Below are 17,307 nucleotides of genomic sequence, written 5' to 3' on the forward strand. Positions count from 1 at the left end.
GTCTCTTTATGGGACAGTTGCCGTTCGATTGCATCACGGTCGAAGTCTGATTGTTCGTTTAGAACTGTGCTAGCCAGCGCGCGGAATCCATGCACAGTCATGCGACCACGATAGCCAAGCCGGTAGAGCGCAAAAAGTAACGTGTTCTCACTAACCGGCTTACCTGCGCGAAGTGGTGAACTCACCACCCACTTAGAATCGCCCGCCAATATTTGCAGCTCTTTCAGCAGTTTTATAGATTGCTTGCTCAATGGCACAACATGCGGCTTGCGTAATTTCATACGCCCTTCCGGTATCACCCACACAGAATCCGCAAAATTTATCTCATCCCAGTGCGCCCCAATAAGCTCGTTAACGCGAACAAATGTATGCGCCACCAACATCAATCCAAGGCGTGATACTTTTTCATCATAAGTTTTGATTGTAGAAAACAACACGCCCGCTTCTTCTGGCGGGATCGACGGCATTGGCTTTTTGCGCTTACGTGCTTCAATCACCCGAGATAGCCCACTGGCTGGATGCGCTTCGATCAATCCGGCATCTTGCGCGTAATCAAAAATCATACTGATTCTTCCAGCAACACGATGCGCGGTTTCAACCAAGCCTAATTCCCCAACCTTACGCACAATATCGACTAATTCAGCCCGGCGAATTTGGTCTATCGGTTTTTTTCCAATGTAGGGAAGGACGTACTCATCAATTGTATTCACTACTTGTATTTGATGTTTTCCATTAGACAACGTTGGCAATTTAATTTTCAACCAGTCCGCAGTGACTTTTTCAAAAAATGGCGATGCCGCAACTACTGGCGCGGCTTGCCCATCACGAAACTTCGCATGCTCCATACGGACATCCGCAAGTGACATTTCGGGATAACGGCCAAAAGTTTTTGTTTTGTACTTTCCAGATTCGGAGTAATTGCAACGCCACGATTTCGCACCAGAAGTGGCGACGTATAGATACAACTGATTGGCGTCGGCTAGCTTGTACGCCTTGTCTTTTGGCTGCGCAGCAGCGACTTGTTTTGCGGTGAGTGGCATCGTCTGTAGGGTATACATTAAAAATACCCTATTACGATACCCTAAAAGCAATGAGATAGGGGAAAACCGGATGGGGTAATTTGAGACGAGAAGATACAGTAGACCCGCATAAACAAAAGCCCCGCAGAGACTGTGCGGGGCTTTTTGATACTGCTTGAGACTTGTTCTGGAGGAGAAGGAGGGATTCGAACCCTCGGTGGGATATGATCCCACGCCTGATTTCGAGTCAGGTACATTCGACCACTCTGCCACTTCTCCTTTTTGGTCGATCTTGCTGCCGGAGCAGCAAAGCGCATAATTATAGCAGAGACTATTTCTCTGCGAAAGCCCTATTTAGACGGTGTTAAACGGGTTAGTCCGCCCATATAGGGATGCAATACTGCTGGAATCTCCACGCTGCCGTCAACTTGCTGATAATTTTCCAACAATGCCACCAAAGTACGGCCAACCGCTAAGCCAGAACCGTTCAGTGTATGCACCAGCTCGGTCTTACCTTGCGCGTTGCGGAAGCGTGCTTGCATGCGGCGAGCCTGGAACGCTTCCGTGTTGGAGACGGATGAGATTTCTCGATACATATTCTGTGCTGGCAACCAGACTTCCAGATCGTATGTTTTAGCTGCACCAAAACCCATGTCGCCAGTACATAGCGAAACCACACGATATGGCAGGTTAAGTTTTTTCAGAATATTTTCTGCATGACCAACCATTTCTTCCAGTGCTTCGTAAGATTTTTCTGGGTGCGCGATTTGCACCATTTCGACTTTATCGAATTGATGCTGACGTATCATGCCGCGCGTGTCACGGCCATAGCTGCCGGCTTCGGAACGGAAGCAAGGTGAATGCGCCACCATTTTGATTGGCAACGCTTCAGCAGGTACGATTTCGTCGCGCACAATATTGGTTAATGGAACTTCGGCGGTAGGAATCAAATAGAGCGCTGTGCTATCCACGCCCTCTTCGCCTTCTTGACCACCTTTTTTAACAGCGAATAAATCTTCTTCGAATTTCGGCAACTGGCCTGTGCCGCGTAGCGAATCCGCGTTAACGATGTAAGGTGTATAGCATTCCGTATAACCGTGGTCCGCTGCGTGCGTGTCGAGCATGAACTGCGCCAATGCGCGATGCAAACGGGCGATGCCACCTTTCATTACCGAAAAACGTGAACCCGTCAACTTAGCGGCAACATCAAAATCGAGACCAAGCGTAGCACCAATATCGACATGATCACGCACTTCAAAATCAAAAGTGCGCGGCGTGCCAACTTTACGCACTTCGACGTTCGCGGCTTCGTCTATACCAACCGGCACCGATTCATTCGGCAGATTCGGAATCGCCTCCAAAAATGTACTGATTTTTTCTTGCAACTGATCCAGACGTGTTGCTGATGTTTTCAGTTCATCGGCAATACTATTGACTTGCGCCATCACACCACTGGCATCTTCGCCTTTACCTTTGAGCATACCGATTTGCTTGGATAAGGCATTGCGTTGACTTTGCAGTTCCTCAGTACGAGTCTGGATTTGCTTGCGTTCTGCTTCCAAGGCATTGAAAGCGTCGACGTCTAGCTGAAATTTGCGCGTTGCCAGACGGCTGGCGACGGTGGCGATGTCTTTGCGAAGAAGTTGAATATCTATCATGGGATCGGTCGATAAAAAAATGGCGAATTAGAATTAATCCGCCATTGTATCAAGCAAAACGCAAAGGTTAAGCGTTAAGGTTAAACGTTTTACTTCGCACGTAATTGACTAGCCGCTGTTGCCAAAGCAGTAATTTGTGCCCAATCACCCGCTTGCAACGCCGCTTTCGGCGTCAACCATGAACCGCCAACGCAGGCAACATTTTTGCAGGCCAAAAATTGTGCCGCAGTGTCGATGGAAATTCCACCAGTCGGGCAAAAAGTAATATCAGCTAATGGCCCCGCAATTGCGTTCAGCATGCCGACGCCACCTGCGGGAACGGCTGGGAATAATTTCAACTGACGGAAACCCGCTTCGCGTGCTGTCATCACTTCGGATGGCGTCATCACACCTGGCAACAATGGCAAGCCACTGGACTTAGCAGCTGCGATCAACGCTGGCGTCAAGCCTGGTGACACGCCAAACACCGCTCCCGCATCCCGTGCAGCAGCAAATTCATCAGGATGCGTCAAGGTGCCAACACCAACAATTGCGCCCGGCACTTGTTCTGCCATTGCGCGTATCGCTGCCAACCCATGCACCGTGCGTAACGTCACTTCCAATACACGAATGCCGCCCGCAACCAACGCTTTTGCAAGCGGCACGGCATGGGCGATATCGTCAATGGCAATCACCGGTATCACCGGTGATGTGCGCATGATGTCGAGAACTTCATCTTTATATAGAGCGTTTATCATCTGATTACTTTCTTCTAATTTATTTCTAGAAATTGCACAAATCATAGGATGGGTGGAGCGTAGCGATACCCATCACTCATCTGAATTAGGCCAGCTCCCATGGCAAATCATGACGACCATGGACTGGCTTTAATTCACCAGAATCTCGTAACGATTGGGCTGCCCAACGAACATCGTATTGCCATGTATACAAAAGACTGCCAGATTGCTTTAACTCTGACTCATAATGGCCCCAGATATATTTAGCAACATCCTTGGGTCTCCCTTTACCACCCAAGTTTTTTAGTGCTTCAAGCACCCAATGCTTCATGCCTTCACGAGTAATCATTTTTCCTGCTTTCCAAGTGTCAGAACGATGGGTATCGCTACGCTTCACCCATCCTACATCGCATCATATTTATTTTGCGGCCACCAGTTCACTCGCCGTCAGTACCGGAGGCAGGGAAAATATCGTTGCGCCCTCTTCCGCCGCACTAATCGACTGACGGAACATGGCAAATAACTCTCGCCCCATACCAACTTGATTTTCCGACAAATCAGCGTCTTCCGGCTGGCGCTTCGCCCATTCTTCAGCGGGAACCAAAGCCTCAAGTATACCGTGGTTGGCGTCGAGCTTGATGATATCGCCGGTACGCACCAAAGCTAGCGGACCATTTGCCAATACTTCCGGTGTTACGTGGATAGCCGCCGGAACTTTGCCTGATGCGCCTGACATGCGACCATCGGTTACTAACGCGACGTGCCGGCCTTTGTCTTGCAAGATGCCCAATGCCGGCGTCAACGAGTGCAACTCTGGCATGCCGTTGGCGCGAGGTCCTTGATGACTCAAGACTGCGACAAAGTCCTTATCCAGTTCACCCGCTTTAAATGCCTTCATGAATTCTGCTTGCGAATTAAATACAATCGCTGGCGCTTGTACCAGCCAATGCTCTGGTTTAACTGCAGAAATTTTGATGACAGAGCGCCCTAAATTGCCCGTCAACAAACGCAAACCACCGTCGGCTGAAAATGGTGTTGCAGCAGTGCGCAAAACAGTATCATCAGCACTTTTTTCTGGTGAGGCTTTAAAGACAACGCCAGCGCCTTCGAGGAAAGGCTCGGCACAATGGGCACGCAAACTGTTACCCAAAATCGTGGTGACATCGTCATGCATCAAACCAGCGTCGAGCAATTCTCGAATGACAAAACCAGTACCACCCGCGGCGTGGAAATGATTTACGTCGGCATCGCCATTTGGATAAATCCGCGTCAACAATGGCACTACCGCCGATAACTCATCAAAATCAGTCCAGTCGACAATGATTCCGGCTGCTTTCGCAATCGCAATCAGGTGCAAAGTATGATTAGTCGAACCACCAGTTGCCAGCAAAGTGACTATCGCATTGACGATGCTTTTTTCACTGATGACGTGACCGACCGGACGATAATTTTCAGTGTGATCGGTGATTCTCAATGCCTGACGCCCAGCTTCCGCAGTCAAGGCATCACGCAAAGGTGTGTTCGGCGTAATGAAAGCGGAACCCGGCAAATGTAAGCCGAGTGCCTCCATCAACATTTGATTGCTATTCGCCGTACCATAAAAAGTACACGTTCCGGCGCCATGGTAAGACTGCGACTCAGCCTCCAGCAAACCAGCACGATCGACTTTTCCTTCAGCATAAAGCTGGCGAATTTTGACTTTTTCCTTGTTGCTCATACCACTGGTCATTGGGCCACCAGGAACGAACACGGCAGGTAAATGCCCAAAATGTAAGGCACCAATCAATAGACCCGGGACGATTTTGTCGCAGATACCCAGATACAACGCTGCATCAAACATATTGTGAGATAACGCCACCGCCGTTGCCATCGCGATCGCATCGCGTGAAAAAAGTGACAACTCCATTCCTGGCTGCCCTTGCGTCACACCATCGCACATCGCTGGCGTACCACCAGCAAACTGCGCTACACCTCCAGCGGCACGAACAGCATCTTTAATAATTTGCGGGAAACGCTCAAACGGCTGATGCGCCGATAACATGTCGTTATATGACGAGATAATCGCGACGGAAGGATCTTTATCGTGCTTCAAACGCAATTTGTCATTGGTAGGAAAAGCCGCAAATCCATGCGCCAGATTCGTACAGGACAAAGCCCCACGTTGCACATCCTTGCGTCGAGCCACCTCCAGGCGCGCTAAATAAGCGCTACGATAAGGCTGGCTACGTTTGACGATGCGCTCGGTTACTTTGGCTACGTTAGCTTGAATGGTCATGATGAAGATCCTAGAAGCAATGAAGAAAATGAAATTTTACTACAAATTACTTAGCCTGACTTAGCGCTATCCATTTTTTCTTAAATTCGACCTTCTGATAATGCCAATAAAATCATTTAGCTATTTAAACTCATGAAATGCGGAACGTGGACAAATAAATAAATTGTCAACAAACCAAATAAAATCCACCAAAATCCATCATATTTTGTAGTAAATTTACGATCAATGTTGTATAGTCACATCAAAACTCATTACCAAAAAGACAGACATCATGCAACGAGCCGCGCCTAATCTCACCGCTTTGCAGTCAACCAGTGCCGCATTTCAGGCACTACAAAAGCATCACGCCACAACAACAAAACACACATTACGAGACTTGTTCGCGACTGATGACGGTCGCTTCGGTGAATTCTCACTGGAAGCTGCGGGCTTGTTTTTAGATTACGCAAAAAATACGATTACAACAGAAACGATGGCGCTGTTGTGCCGTTTAGCGCGTGAGCGCAATGTAGAAATTCAGCGCGATGCGATGTTTGCTGGCGAAAAAATCAATACTACCGAACATCGTGCGGTGCTGCACACCGCCCTACGCGCCCCGCTCAAAAGCACAAATCCCCTTATCGTTGATGGACAAAACGTCCATGCCGACATCCACGAAGTGCTGCAACAAATGCATGCATTTACCGATGCGGTACGCTCGGAAAAATGGCGCGGCTATAACGGCAAGGCTATCACCGATATCGTCAATATCGGCATCGGCGGCTCTGATCTCGGCCCCAAAATGGTGTGTCAGGCTTTGCGCCCGTTTGAGCATGCTCGTTTGACCATGCATTTCGTTTCCAACGTGGATGGACATGATCTGGATGCTGTTTTATCACAAACAAATCCGGAAACGACTCTGTTCGTAATTGCGTCAAAAACCTTTACGACAATGGAAACCATGATGAACGCGCAAACGGCGCGCAGTTGGTTTCTGCAAAATGCCAAGGGCGCCAAAGAAAGCGATTTGGCGCAGCACTTTGTGGCAGTCTCAACGAATACTCAAGCAGTTAAAGCCTTCGGCATTCATCCAGAAAACATGTTCCCGTTTTGGGATTGGGTAGGCGGTCGCTACTCTGTATGGTCGTCAATCGGTTTAGCGGTTGCACTCGCTGTCGGCTTTGAACAATTTTCAGAATTCCTGGCTGGCGCACACGCGATGGATGAGCACTTCCGTCAAGCGCCATTAGAAAAAAATATGCCTGTCATTCTGGCTTTGATCGGCATCTGGCAGCGCAATTTTTGCGGCAGTAGTTCACTATCCATTGCACCTTACCATCAAGATTTACTCAATTTTGCCTCGTATCTGCAGCAACTGGAGATGGAAAGTAATGGCAAGCAAGTCGCCTTGGATGGTGAGCTATTACAGATTAAAACCTGCCCCGTTATTTGGGGTAATGTTGGCACCAATGGTCAGCATGCTTATTTCCAGTTGCTGCATCAAGGCACGGACATTACACCTGTTGACTTTATCGCCGCATTACATCCTAGCCACACCTTGCCAGATCACCACGCAGCACTATTGGCGAATTGTTTTGCCCAATCAGAAGCATTCATGCGCGGTAAAACTGCCGATGAAGTCCGCGCTGAAATGCAAGCTAAAGGCTTAGCTGAAACAGAAATCGAGGCACTACTTCCGCATAGAATTTTCCCAGGAAATCGTCCCAGCAACACGATTTTGATGGATAAATTAACGCCTGCTTCGTTAGGTGCTTTAATCGCACTATATGAACACAAAACTTTCGTGCAAGGGGTGATTTGGGGCGTCAACAGTTTTGATCAATGGGGAGTGGAATTGGGCAAAGTGTTAGCGACGCAGATTCGCGACGAATTAGTTGGCGACAACACAAACGCACATCATGACAGCTCCACCAACGGTTTAATTGCCCGAGCGCGGGCCGCATTGCAAAAATAATACGTCTCTCGAATAATTTTCCGAGATATCGGACAATCAGAATACTCAGAATAATCAGGATACTCAATATCATGGCTCTAGAAGAATTTGACCTCGCAATTTTTGGTGGCACTGGTGACTTGTCGATGCGTAAATTGTTACCGGCGATGTATTCACGCGAATTCGCTGAAGATTTACCTGCCGGCGCACGCATACTTTGTATCGGCCGTCACGTTGGTGACACCGCAGAGTTTCTCAAGCAGGTTGAGAAAGATGCCAAACCACACATTCCACGCGAAACATTCAAAGCAGCGGTGTGGGAGCGCTTTTGCAAACGCATTCAATATGTTGGCATGGATGCCACTGATCCTGCAGCATATAAAGCGCTGGTTGATGCAATGCGCCCTGAGCCAGAAATCACTAACGTGTTTTATCTGGCGACTCCTCCGGCACTTTTCTCCAAGGTCTGCAACAATTTGTCGGCGTCTGGCCTGGCGACTCCAAATTCACGTGTCGTACTGGAAAAACCATTGGGCCACGACCTGGCCAGTGCGAAGCAAATTAATCTGGAAGTTGGGAAAATATTTTCCGAAACGCAGATTTTCCGCATAGATCATTACTTAGGCAAAGAAACCGTACAAAATCTGTTGGCGCTGCGCTTTGGTAACGTGCTGTTTGAACCGCTGTGGAGACGCGAATGGATATCCGATGTTCAGATCACGATTGCTGAAGAACTCGGCGTTGGCAATCGTATGGGCTACTATGAAACATCAGGCGCTTTGCGTGACATGCTGCAAAATCATTTGCTCCAATTGCTATGCATCGTCGCAATGGAACCGCCAACATCCATGACATCGGATGCTGTGCGCGATGAAAAACTGAAAGTGTTGCATTCACTGAAGCCATTTACACCCGTGACACTGGCGCAAAACGTCGTACGTGGCCAATATCGCTCCGGCCATGTGAACGGCGTCGCAGTACCAGGTTATCGCAAAGAAAAGGATGCGAATCCCACTTCACGCACCGAAACCTATGTCGCAGTCAAAACTGAAATCGACACCTGGCGTTGGGCTGGCGTGCCATTTTATCTGCGTACAGGCAAACGCATGGCCGACTCTTTGGCTGAAATTGTGATTCGTTTCAAAAAAATCCCTCATTCAATTTTTACCCAACCCAATAGCAGTTTTGAAGAAAATTGCCTGGTGATTCGCTTGCAACCTGACGAAGGCTTACACCTGAATCTGATGGCAAAAACCCCGGGAGATGGCATGCGTTTAAAACCGGTCGAACTGGAATTGAATTTCCTCGAAAGTTTCAAAGCACCACGCATGGAAGCGTACGAACGCCTGTTACTAGACGTCTTGCGTGGACGCTTAACACTATTCATGCGCAGCGACGAACTAGAAGCCGCATGGGCATGGGTAGAACCGATACTAGAATATTGGGAGCAAGAAGAAAACGAACCCATCCCCTACAACGCCGGCACCTGGGGCCCAGCCGCCGCCAGCGCACTCATAGGCCGCGACGGTTTGCAATGGCGTGAAGAAGCACTGCCTGAAGTATAGAAACAAGAAAGTAGTTGCCGTTGCTTTTGAAGTTGTTGTTGAAGTACCCCGCATTGGACGTTGCCAAATATAGCGGTCGTCATTCGGAAAAAGAGGGAAGACATGTTTGAGCGTAGCGAGTTGGTCTTTCCTCCCGAATGATGATCGCTATATTTGGGAACCCGCCAACGGCGGGCAACGGCTCTGCGTCGCCTTTCTTTGCTTACTTTCTTTGGCGAAGCAAAGAAAGTGAGTAGCTGTCGGGCTACCCCCGACATTGTCGTAACCACGGAGTAGCGACTTGATAAGTTAGCGCCGAACTTAAATCAAATTAGTAAGAAAGAAAACCCAGTGGCCATAGTCCTAGACGCGATAAAAGCACACACTGACTTGCTCTCCAAGTCAGAGAAAAAAGTCGCACTCACAATTCTGGACAACCCGCAGCTGGCACTAGCAGAAAACATCACCGCTCTGGCAAAGAACGCACAAGTATCAGAACCAACGGTGGTACGTTTTTGCCGCGCCATAGGCTACGAAGGCTGGCACGATTTCAAACTTAAACTGGCACAGAGCCTCGCAGTGGCACTACCGGGCGCCAACGAAATGCTGGCGCAAGATGATATCGCCACCGATCTGGTCAACAAGATTTGCAGCCGCTCCATCAATACCTTGCTCGACTTGCGCAATCACTTGAGTCCAGATGCGATCCAGAGCGCATTGGACGTATTGCTGACGGCGAACAAGATAGAATTTTATGGCCAAGGCACATCCGGTATCGTTGCTGCGGACGCACAGCATAAGTTCTTTCGTTCTGGCGTACCAACAGTAGCCTATTCAGATCCGCACATTCACAGCATTGCCGCCTCTTTGCTACAACCCGGTGATGCAGTGGTCGCTATTTCTCAGCGTGGTGGCAATGCTGCATTGTTGCGCAGCATACAACTGGCGAAAAAAGGCGGCGCCTCTATTATCGTGCTTGGCCCATCCGGTACACCTTTGGCCGAATTGGCGACCGTGCTGGTGCCGATTGATTTAAGTTTCAATACGGATCCATACACGCCTATTTCTGCGAGATTGGCGCACCTGGTGGTGATTGATATTTTGGCAGTCGGATTGGCACTTAAACGTGGTCCCGAGTTCCGCAAAAAAATGCAGAATGCTCAAAAGGCGCTGCAGCAATATGATATGCAGTTCGATTCTTTCTTCCGTTAGATTAAATTGATTCGTCTTGATTCGATCAATAAAGTCAAATCCTACGCAAAACAGGGACCCGTAGCTTCGGCACAAATCATGAGCACAAAAATGCCATATCTAACCCTGTTTTACGTAACTCCTAGTAATATCTCTGCAATATCACAGCATCGACGTCGACGGCACTTTATTTAGTCTGCTGCATCAATAAAAATACAATGGAAAGTAGTGATGCGAATGCACTCTACAAGAAGAAAAGTTTAATTTGGCATGCCAAAAATACACCGCACTCAACATTATCTGGCACCGCGTGTTTTTTTTAGTCTGATCACAGCACTGATGCTGCTAATGACCGTTAGCATCAGTGGTTGCAACGGCTTGAGTAATAACAACATGCTGAATAAATCAGAACCCATTGACATTGTTCACCCACAATTTTCTGCTGGCTTTGAATCAGCCAGCCTCGGCATCGTTAGCGCTTTAGATGGTAGTGGCCATGCCTGGAATGTCGCGATTAAGGACGATAATAATGATGCCAATCTACCCGTAAGTTATCGCACATGGTTTTATTTTCGAGCTGATGATGTGCCGACAGCCAGCGCCTTGCGTCTGGAATTTTCTGGCTTTGGCTTTCCCTACTTTTTCATTCCCGTTTACTCATACGATCAAAAGAACTGGCAGTATTTTCATGAAGATGAAGTGACCTTCAAACCCAATTGCACTGACCTCACACAGAAAGATTGCGGGCTGATTGTCAATAAACGGTTTGATAAAACTACCGTATGGATTGCACGCACCTTCCCTTACACAGCCAACGATTTATCCGTATTTTTAGACAGTATTACGGACAATCCACATGTCCGCATTCAGACATTGGGGAAATCCCCCAATGACCAGCCTATACGCATGATTACCATTGGAGATCGCCTTACCGGTCACTCCGCTCACTCTGCTGCCGCCGACCACAAAAAAACCGTCTGGATTAACGCTCGCACTCACCCGGCAGAAACCGGGCCGTCATTTTTATTAGAAGGTTTGATTCACACCGTGTTGGCAAATGATCGCATCGGTAAATATTTGCGCCAGCATTACGTCTTCAAGATTGTACCTATGCATAATGTTGACGGTGTCACGGCAGGAAATTATCGAACTAACACTGCCAGCATTAATCTTGAACATCGCTGGTTTTTCGATGAGCAAAGTTCCCCCTATTTAAATGATCAGGCGCCGATGGAGGATAAGCTACTGAATACCAAAGCAATGGTGCCGATTTTGCGCGATCAAAAAAATCCACCGGTGTTGGCACTGAATCTGCACTCATCGAACTCCACGCCTGATACCGCCGCGTTCTTTTTCCCACATTTTGGCATTGATCCGATTAAATATAATCAAGCGGAACAAGCTTTATGGCAAACGCAAGACGCATTCATTAAAGCCGTCGCCAGTCATTATCACGGCAAAATTGAACAACCCCCAAAAGATGGTGGTTCCGGCTTTCTTAACTCAGCTTTCCCAGAATCATGGTGGTGGGAACACAAAGGCAGCGCAGTCAATGCCATTACTATGGAAACAACCTATGGCCGTGCGGGTTTTGATCACTGGATAAGTAGCAATGATTTGCGCGAATTAGGTGTTGCTGTTGCTCTGGCAATTGCTGATATGAATGATGCATCGAAAACCTTCGACAAAGACGATGTATCGATGTTTAGTTTGCCGTTCAATACAGAGTTGTATGGCAAGGACGAGGGTGATTGAGTAAACTTACAGATAATTTTTAAAATTATCTATGCGATGCCAATAATCGAATAATCGACTTAAAAAATTCCGTCGTCATCCACGCGAATGCGGGAACAACGACGTTATTGTGAACGCAATTATTTGGCCTTATTTATCGCTGAAATTACATCGGCATAACCAGAAATAGATAAACAAGACAAACAGGAGATTACCAGTGCAGTCAGTATCCGTATTCCAAACCCCTGCTTTTTTACAGAATCAACTACGCCGCGATATCGCGTTCTTTCATCCACGCTGCATAGACCCCAACGGCGGCTTTTTCCACTACCTGAATGATGATGGCAGCATTTACGACGCCTCGAGCCGCCATCTGGTGAACAGTGCGCGCATGGTGTTTTGTTACGCACTGGCGTTCCGTCTGGATGGCAAAGAAGAATATAGAGAAGCGGCTCGTCATGGTCTGCAATTTTTAAAACAAAAGCATTATCAACCTGAGTACGGTGGTTATGCCTGGGTGCTGAAAAACGGCGTGCCGATCGATCGCACCCAGCATTGCTACGGCTTGGCTTTTGTACTGCTGGCACACGCGCATGCGCTACGAATCGGCATCACTGAAGCAGCAGAGGGGATCTCGGCGACATTCGATTTGATGGAAAATTTGTTCTGGTCAGCGCAGGACGGCCTTTATGCGGATGAAGCGACGCCAGCCGGCGAAGTGTCATCGTATCGCGGGCAAAATGCCAATATGCATAGTTGTGAAGCGCTGATCGCAGCCTTTGAAGCAACCGGCGACCAGCGTTATCTACATCGTGCCGAACTGCTCGCGCACAACATCACAATACGACAAGCGGCATTGGCCAATGGCTGGATCTGGGAACACTATCACGCAGACTGGAGCATAGACTGGGAATACAACAAACATGACAGCAGTAATATGTTTCGGCCTTGGGGTTATCAACCTGGCCACATGACAGAATGGTCAAAATTATTGTTACTGCTGGAGCGTCATTCGGCGCACCTGGCAGGTGATAGCGAATGGTTATTGCCACGCGCAAAAGCACTGTTTGATGTGACCGTCCCACTCGCGTGGGATCAAACCCACGGCGGCATGGTATATGGCCTGGCACCGGATGGCTCGGTATGCGATGGCGACAAATACTTTTGGGTGCAGGCTGAATCACTTGCTACCGCGGCGCTGCTGGCTCAGCGCTTAAAAGGCACCGGCCAGGAAGCTAATTACTGGGAGTGTTACGACGAACTCTGGCGCTATAGCGAAAAGCATTTGATCGATCCACAACAAGGCGGTTGGTATCGCGTGCTGCATCAAAACAATCAACGCTATGGCCTGGATAAACCGCCACATGGTAAAACCGATTTTTATCACCCTATGGGAGCTTGCCTGGAAGCCTTGTATGCCGTTGGCGCGGAGTTGAAATAATCATGCCTACAAATACTAATTCTCCTTTGCCGCAATTCGTTAGCATAGGCGAAGCACTTACCGATCTTATCCGCGTCGACGGCGAACAATGGCTCAGCAAAACCGGTGGCTCGGACTGGAATGTCGCCCGCGTTATGGCCAATTTCGGCGTTTCTACCGGCTTTGCCGGAGCGATTAGCCAAGATTGGTTTGGTGACGCCTTGTTTGCCGCCAGTACCGCTGCGAATCTCGATCTGCGTTTTTTACAGCGCGTTAACCGCCCGCCTTTATTGGCCATCGTTTACGAAACCTCCCCGCCGCAATATAACTTCATCGGGGAGAACAGCGCTGATCTGGCATTCGATCCCACTGCATTACCCGCAAATTGGCAGCAAGTGGCGAAATGGGCACATTTTGGCGGCATCAGCCTGGCACGCGAGCCCTTGGCCGCGCGCTTGGTAGATCTCGCTTCATCGCTAAAGCAAGCCGGCGTAAAGATTAGCTACGACCCTAATTTTCGCAATTTGATGGATGAACGCTACGATGCCACTTTAGAGAAAATGGCTAAATTGGCGGATGTGATCAAAGTATCTGATGAAGATTTATGTGGCTTGTTCAGAACCGACGATCAGGTAACTGCACTCAAAAAATTGCGCAGCTTCAACCCAGAAGCCGCAGTGTTGCTGACCTTGGGCGCCGAAGGCGCAGCAATGCTGGTTGGCGATCAGAAATGGCATGTAAAGCCACCTGCCATAGACATAGTCGATACCGTCGGCGCCGGCGATGCCGGGATTGCCGGATTGATTTACGCGTTGATACAAGAAGCACAACAATCCTCGTCCACAAACATTGACTGGCACGCGCATCTACGCTTCTCAGTTGCTTGCGGCTCTGCTGCTTGTTTAAATGCCGGTCCGAAACCACCGCAATTGGAACAAGTGCTGGCATTGCTTGATTAAAATACCCTTCTGAAAGGCGCAACGCCCTCAGAGATGCCAATAGCGCAATCCGCTCCCACTTATCCCCTCTTGCCATTGCTCACAATGCCAAGGGGGATAAAGTAATTTCCAGTCGGCACTATATTTCCTCGCCGAATGTTTACACCCGAAGTACTTGTAGTAAAAGTACACATTACAATTTAATTACATATTTTCATCCTCGCCCCTCTGGTACGGAATCAGCCCAGCGTTTCCTCAATATTGCAACTATCGCAGTGTAAAGTTTTGTTTTCGGTGTGAATTTGCAACACAAATATAGTAAAACTACATAAATAAACCAAAAGCAAAGCAATAAGGTTTAACATCAGCAACAATAAATTACTGTTGCAATTACCTGAATGCTTTGCAATTGACCAACAGAAGAAAGAATTTCGGGCAATGACTCGGAAAACGGTGGCATACACCATATTTTCACCATAGGAGATGAGATGAGTAAAACAGTACTAAAAATCAATCCATTCGTAGCCGCCATCATCTTGGCTGCAACTTGCGCAGGCACTGCACAAGCACAATCTAACGTCACAATCTACGGTCGCGTCGATGCTGGCCTCGATTTTCAATCCAATCAAGTCGGCCCTAATGGCACACGCGGTAGCGCAGTGACTATCGGCGGGAATAACTGGGGTACCAGTATGTTCGGCTTTAAAGGCGTGGAAGATCTAGGCGGTGGTTTGAAAGCCATTTTCACATTGGAAAACGGCTTTAGCGCTAACAACGGCACAACAAATGGCGGCCCTTCGCGCCTTTGGTCACGTCGTTCATGGGTTGGTCTGACAGGTGACTTCGGTACCGTCAAACTGGGTCGCGATTTGACTCTGCCTAGCGATTTGGTTTGGAGCATAGATCCGACCGGTCAACAGAATTTGAGCTCTGCTACTCTGGCAAAAGGACGTAACTGGCCTCAAACAGACAATCAGATTCAATATATTTCACCAAGCTTCGGCGGCTTTGTTGCGCAGGGTTCTTACGGCTTCGGCGGCGTTCCAGGCGCGACAAAAGATAAGAGCACCGGTGGTGTTGCCTTGTCATACTCACAGTCAAACTTCACTGTCCTGGCAATGTATGACTTCATGAATAATGCAAATGGTCAGTACAGCAGCTTGTATGGCGACAGCATTAACGGCACTTATGGTCCGTCATCGCAAGAAATCACTATCGGCGGTACTGCTACGTTCGATAAGTTGAAATTGTTCGCTGCATGGCAAGCCATTACAGCTTCAAAAGCTGTAGACACGCCATATACCCGGGCAAATCAAAGCTGGCTCGGTGCTAACTATATGTTGACACCAGCATGGACATTGATCGGCGCGGCATACTACACCAAACTCAACAATGACAGCGGCAATGCGCAACTGTACATGTTGGGCGCTAACTACAACTTGTCTAAACGTACTCTGTTGTACGGAAGCGTTGGTACAGTTCGCAACAAAGGTCAAGCCGACTTCCAGGTTGAAGTTGGTAGCAGCGCAGGCATGATTGCACAAAATCAAAACGCGATTTATACAGGTATCAGCCACTCGTTTTAATTTGTTGAATAGCCTAGGATAGTACGTCGGCGTGATGCCGCTTGAGCTCGGCATCACGATGATCTCTATCTTGTTGTAACGATTAGTTAGTAGTAACGTCCCTGGGTTTTCCCAGATTCTGCCCATTCGAATGCGAATGGGCATTTTTTATGGACGAACGGAAAATAGAGCGGCCACGCAATTTATTTTGGCCCGACTACTCATTTGAGCTAAAATAAACACTCAAAGGAGCAAATCATGTCCGCCTTAAGTGATAAACGTCCTCAAGCCAAAAAAGCGTTGATGACAAAAGTGTTCTCATCTAAACAACAGCCCAAGTCCGATCTGATATCGCTGACAGACTTTCGCATCGTCTTTGATTCCACTCCCGCTATAAAAGTGAGATTGATACGGAAAGGCGTACGTGCGGTGGAAGTGAAGGATATGGTGCGGATGATGGATACTTCTCAGGATAAAATTTTTAAATTTCTGCGCCTGTCAACGGCCACCGTAAATCGCAAGGCCAGCAGAGATGAAGAACTCTCCACGGAGGACAGTGAGCGTGTAGTTGGCATGTCCAATTTAATTGGCCAGGTTCAAGCCATGGTGGAACAATCCGGGAATCCAGCTGGATTTGATGCTGCGAAATGGGTCGCGCATTGGCTGGAAGAACCAATACCCGCTCTGGGTGGCGAATGTCCGGCAAGCTATATGGATACGATGGAGGGACAAAAATTGGTTTCCAATTTATTGTCTATGATGCAAAGCGGGGCTTACGCCTGATGCCAACGGCCAGTCAAGTGGTTTGGCGGATTGCCACAGACACACCAGACTACACCGCTGATGATCTGACCGGCGCAGGTGCTAAAATTACGGGTGGACGCTGGAATCGTCCAGGAAACGCCTTACTTTACTGCGCAGAAAACATCGCTCTGGCTTGCCTGGAAACATTCGTGCATGTGAAATCTGCCGGACTGCCCTTGAATCGGTATTTAGTGCGCATCGAGATTCCAGATCCCGTATGGAAGGCCGCAATACAAGTGACTGCAGAAAATGCAGCAATAGGATGGGATGCTATACCAACAGGCAAAATCAGCCTGGATGCGGGCGACGCGTGGGTAAACAAAGGCATTTCTGCTTTGCTGCTGGTACCATCCGTCATTATTCCAGAGGAAAGAAATATATTGATTAATCCCTTGCACCCAGATGCAAAAAGCATCACGGCAAGCAAAGTCAGGAAATGGCTCTACGATCCTCGAATGGGTTAAGTTGCGCAGGTCCCGCGCTTTTCTGGCAAAAAACAAGCAAGCATGA

General features: G+C 48.4%; 14 protein-coding genes and 1 tRNA gene. 9 read left to right on the forward strand and 6 right to left on the reverse strand.

Translation table 11 applies throughout. The annotated features are described in order from the left end of the window. The 6 genes from GEV47_RS12290 to edd all read right to left on the reverse strand — a co-directional run. Positions 1-1,091, reverse strand: a 1,091-nt coding sequence (locus tag GEV47_RS12290; RefSeq protein ID WP_228124692.1) for a tyrosine-type recombinase/integrase, incomplete at its 3' end; no start/stop codon positions are given. A 116-nt stretch (positions 1,092-1,207) separates the two neighbouring features. Continuing rightward, a tRNA-Ser gene (locus GEV47_RS12295) sits at positions 1,208-1,298 on the reverse strand. A gap of 71 nt (positions 1,299-1,369) precedes the next feature. Next, positions 1,370-2,677 carry a serine--tRNA ligase gene (gene serS / locus GEV47_RS12300; protein WP_153235078.1) on the reverse strand — a complete coding sequence of 436 codons (1,308 nt, stop codon included), beginning with the start codon at positions 2,675-2,677 and terminating at the stop codon, positions 1,370-1,372. 89 nt (positions 2,678-2,766) lie between these two features. Next, positions 2,767-3,414, reverse strand: coding sequence for a bifunctional 4-hydroxy-2-oxoglutarate aldolase/2-dehydro-3-deoxy-phosphogluconate aldolase (gene eda, locus GEV47_RS12305; protein ID WP_153235079.1), 648 nt, complete (start codon positions 3,412-3,414; stop codon positions 2,767-2,769). Positions 3,415-3,499: 85 nt separating this feature from the next. After that, entirely contained in the window at positions 3,500-3,742 is a 243-nt protein-coding gene (locus GEV47_RS12310; RefSeq protein WP_153235080.1) for a hypothetical protein, read from the reverse strand. Between the two features lie 69 nt (positions 3,743-3,811). Continuing rightward, on the reverse strand, positions 3,812-5,668 hold the full coding sequence (gene edd, locus GEV47_RS12315) for a phosphogluconate dehydratase (RefSeq protein ID WP_153235081.1): 1,857 nt from the start codon (positions 5,666-5,668) through the stop codon (positions 3,812-3,814). Between the two features lie 271 nt (positions 5,669-5,939). On the opposite strand from edd, the gene pgi reads away from it, so the two are divergent. The 9 genes from pgi to GEV47_RS12360 all read left to right on the forward strand — a co-directional run bounded on the left by pgi (position 5,940) and on the right by GEV47_RS12360 (position 17,261). Further along, on the forward strand, positions 5,940-7,622 hold the full coding sequence (gene pgi / locus GEV47_RS12320) for a glucose-6-phosphate isomerase (RefSeq protein ID WP_153235082.1): 1,683 nt from the start codon (positions 5,940-5,942) through the stop codon (positions 7,620-7,622). Between the two features lie 71 nt (positions 7,623-7,693). Then, a complete protein-coding gene (zwf, locus tag GEV47_RS12325) occupies positions 7,694-9,166 on the forward strand; it encodes a glucose-6-phosphate dehydrogenase (RefSeq protein WP_153235083.1) in 1,473 nt (490 codons plus the stop codon). 336 nt (positions 9,167-9,502) lie between these two features. Further along, the gene (locus GEV47_RS12330) at positions 9,503-10,357 is read left to right on the forward strand and encodes an SIS domain-containing protein (RefSeq protein ID WP_322741661.1); all 855 of its coding nucleotides are present in this window, start codon (positions 9,503-9,505) and stop codon (positions 10,355-10,357) included. A gap of 249 nt (positions 10,358-10,606) precedes the next feature. Beyond that, entirely contained in the window at positions 10,607-12,091 is a 1,485-nt protein-coding gene (locus GEV47_RS12335; RefSeq protein ID WP_153235084.1) for a M14-type cytosolic carboxypeptidase, read from the forward strand. A gap of 196 nt (positions 12,092-12,287) precedes the next feature. Further along, entirely contained in the window at positions 12,288-13,511 is a 1,224-nt protein-coding gene (locus GEV47_RS12340; RefSeq protein ID WP_322741631.1) for an AGE family epimerase/isomerase, read from the forward strand. Positions 13,512-13,513: 2 nt separating this feature from the next. Next, positions 13,514-14,449: a carbohydrate kinase family protein gene (locus GEV47_RS12345; protein WP_153235085.1), complete on the forward strand. Its 936-nt coding sequence runs from the start codon at positions 13,514-13,516 to the stop codon at positions 14,447-14,449. Positions 14,450-14,916: 467 nt separating this feature from the next. Next, on the forward strand, positions 14,917-16,014 hold the full coding sequence (locus tag GEV47_RS12350) for a porin (RefSeq protein WP_153235086.1): 1,098 nt from the start codon (positions 14,917-14,919) through the stop codon (positions 16,012-16,014). 237 nt (positions 16,015-16,251) lie between these two features. Beyond that, entirely contained in the window at positions 16,252-16,776 is a 525-nt protein-coding gene (locus GEV47_RS12355; RefSeq protein ID WP_228124693.1) for an antitoxin Xre/MbcA/ParS toxin-binding domain-containing protein, read from the forward strand. After that, complete coding sequence (locus GEV47_RS12360) at positions 16,776-17,261, forward strand: RES family NAD+ phosphorylase (protein ID WP_153235087.1); 486 nt, start codon at positions 16,776-16,778, stop codon at positions 17,259-17,261. The genes GEV47_RS12355 and GEV47_RS12360 overlap by 1 nt, the downstream gene beginning before the upstream one ends. The last annotated feature ends 46 nt before the right edge of the window (positions 17,262-17,307 follow it).

It is taken from the genome of Glaciimonas soli, assembly GCF_009497155.1.
Classification (GTDB): domain Bacteria; phylum Pseudomonadota; class Gammaproteobacteria; order Burkholderiales; family Burkholderiaceae_D; genus Glaciimonas; species Glaciimonas soli.

Excerpts from the sequence above, each read along its gene's own strand:
- serS (WP_153235078.1), bottom strand. The coding sequence starts at position 2,677 with ATGATAGATATTCAACTTCTTCGCAAAGACATCGCCACCGTCGCCAGC.
- eda (WP_153235079.1), bottom strand. The coding sequence starts at position 3,414 with ATGATAAACGCTCTATATAAAGATGAAGTTCTCGACATCATGCGCACA.
- GEV47_RS12310 (WP_153235080.1), bottom strand. The coding sequence starts at position 3,742 with ATGATTACTCGTGAAGGCATGAAGCATTGGGTGCTTGAAGCACTAAAA.
- edd (WP_153235081.1), bottom strand. The coding sequence starts at position 5,668 with ATGACCATTCAAGCTAACGTAGCCAAAGTAACCGAGCGCATCGTCAAA.
- pgi (WP_153235082.1), top strand. The coding sequence starts at position 5,940 with ATGCAACGAGCCGCGCCTAATCTCACCGCTTTGCAGTCAACCAGTGCC.
- zwf (WP_153235083.1), top strand. The coding sequence starts at position 7,694 with ATGGCTCTAGAAGAATTTGACCTCGCAATTTTTGGTGGCACTGGTGAC.
- GEV47_RS12335 (WP_153235084.1), top strand. The coding sequence starts at position 10,607 with ATGCCAAAAATACACCGCACTCAACATTATCTGGCACCGCGTGTTTTT.
- GEV47_RS12345 (WP_153235085.1), top strand. The coding sequence starts at position 13,514 with ATGCCTACAAATACTAATTCTCCTTTGCCGCAATTCGTTAGCATAGGC.
- GEV47_RS12350 (WP_153235086.1), top strand. The coding sequence starts at position 14,917 with ATGAGTAAAACAGTACTAAAAATCAATCCATTCGTAGCCGCCATCATC.
- GEV47_RS12355 (WP_228124693.1), top strand. The coding sequence starts at position 16,252 with ATGTCCGCCTTAAGTGATAAACGTCCTCAAGCCAAAAAAGCGTTGATG.
- GEV47_RS12360 (WP_153235087.1), top strand. The coding sequence starts at position 16,776 with ATGCCAACGGCCAGTCAAGTGGTTTGGCGGATTGCCACAGACACACCA.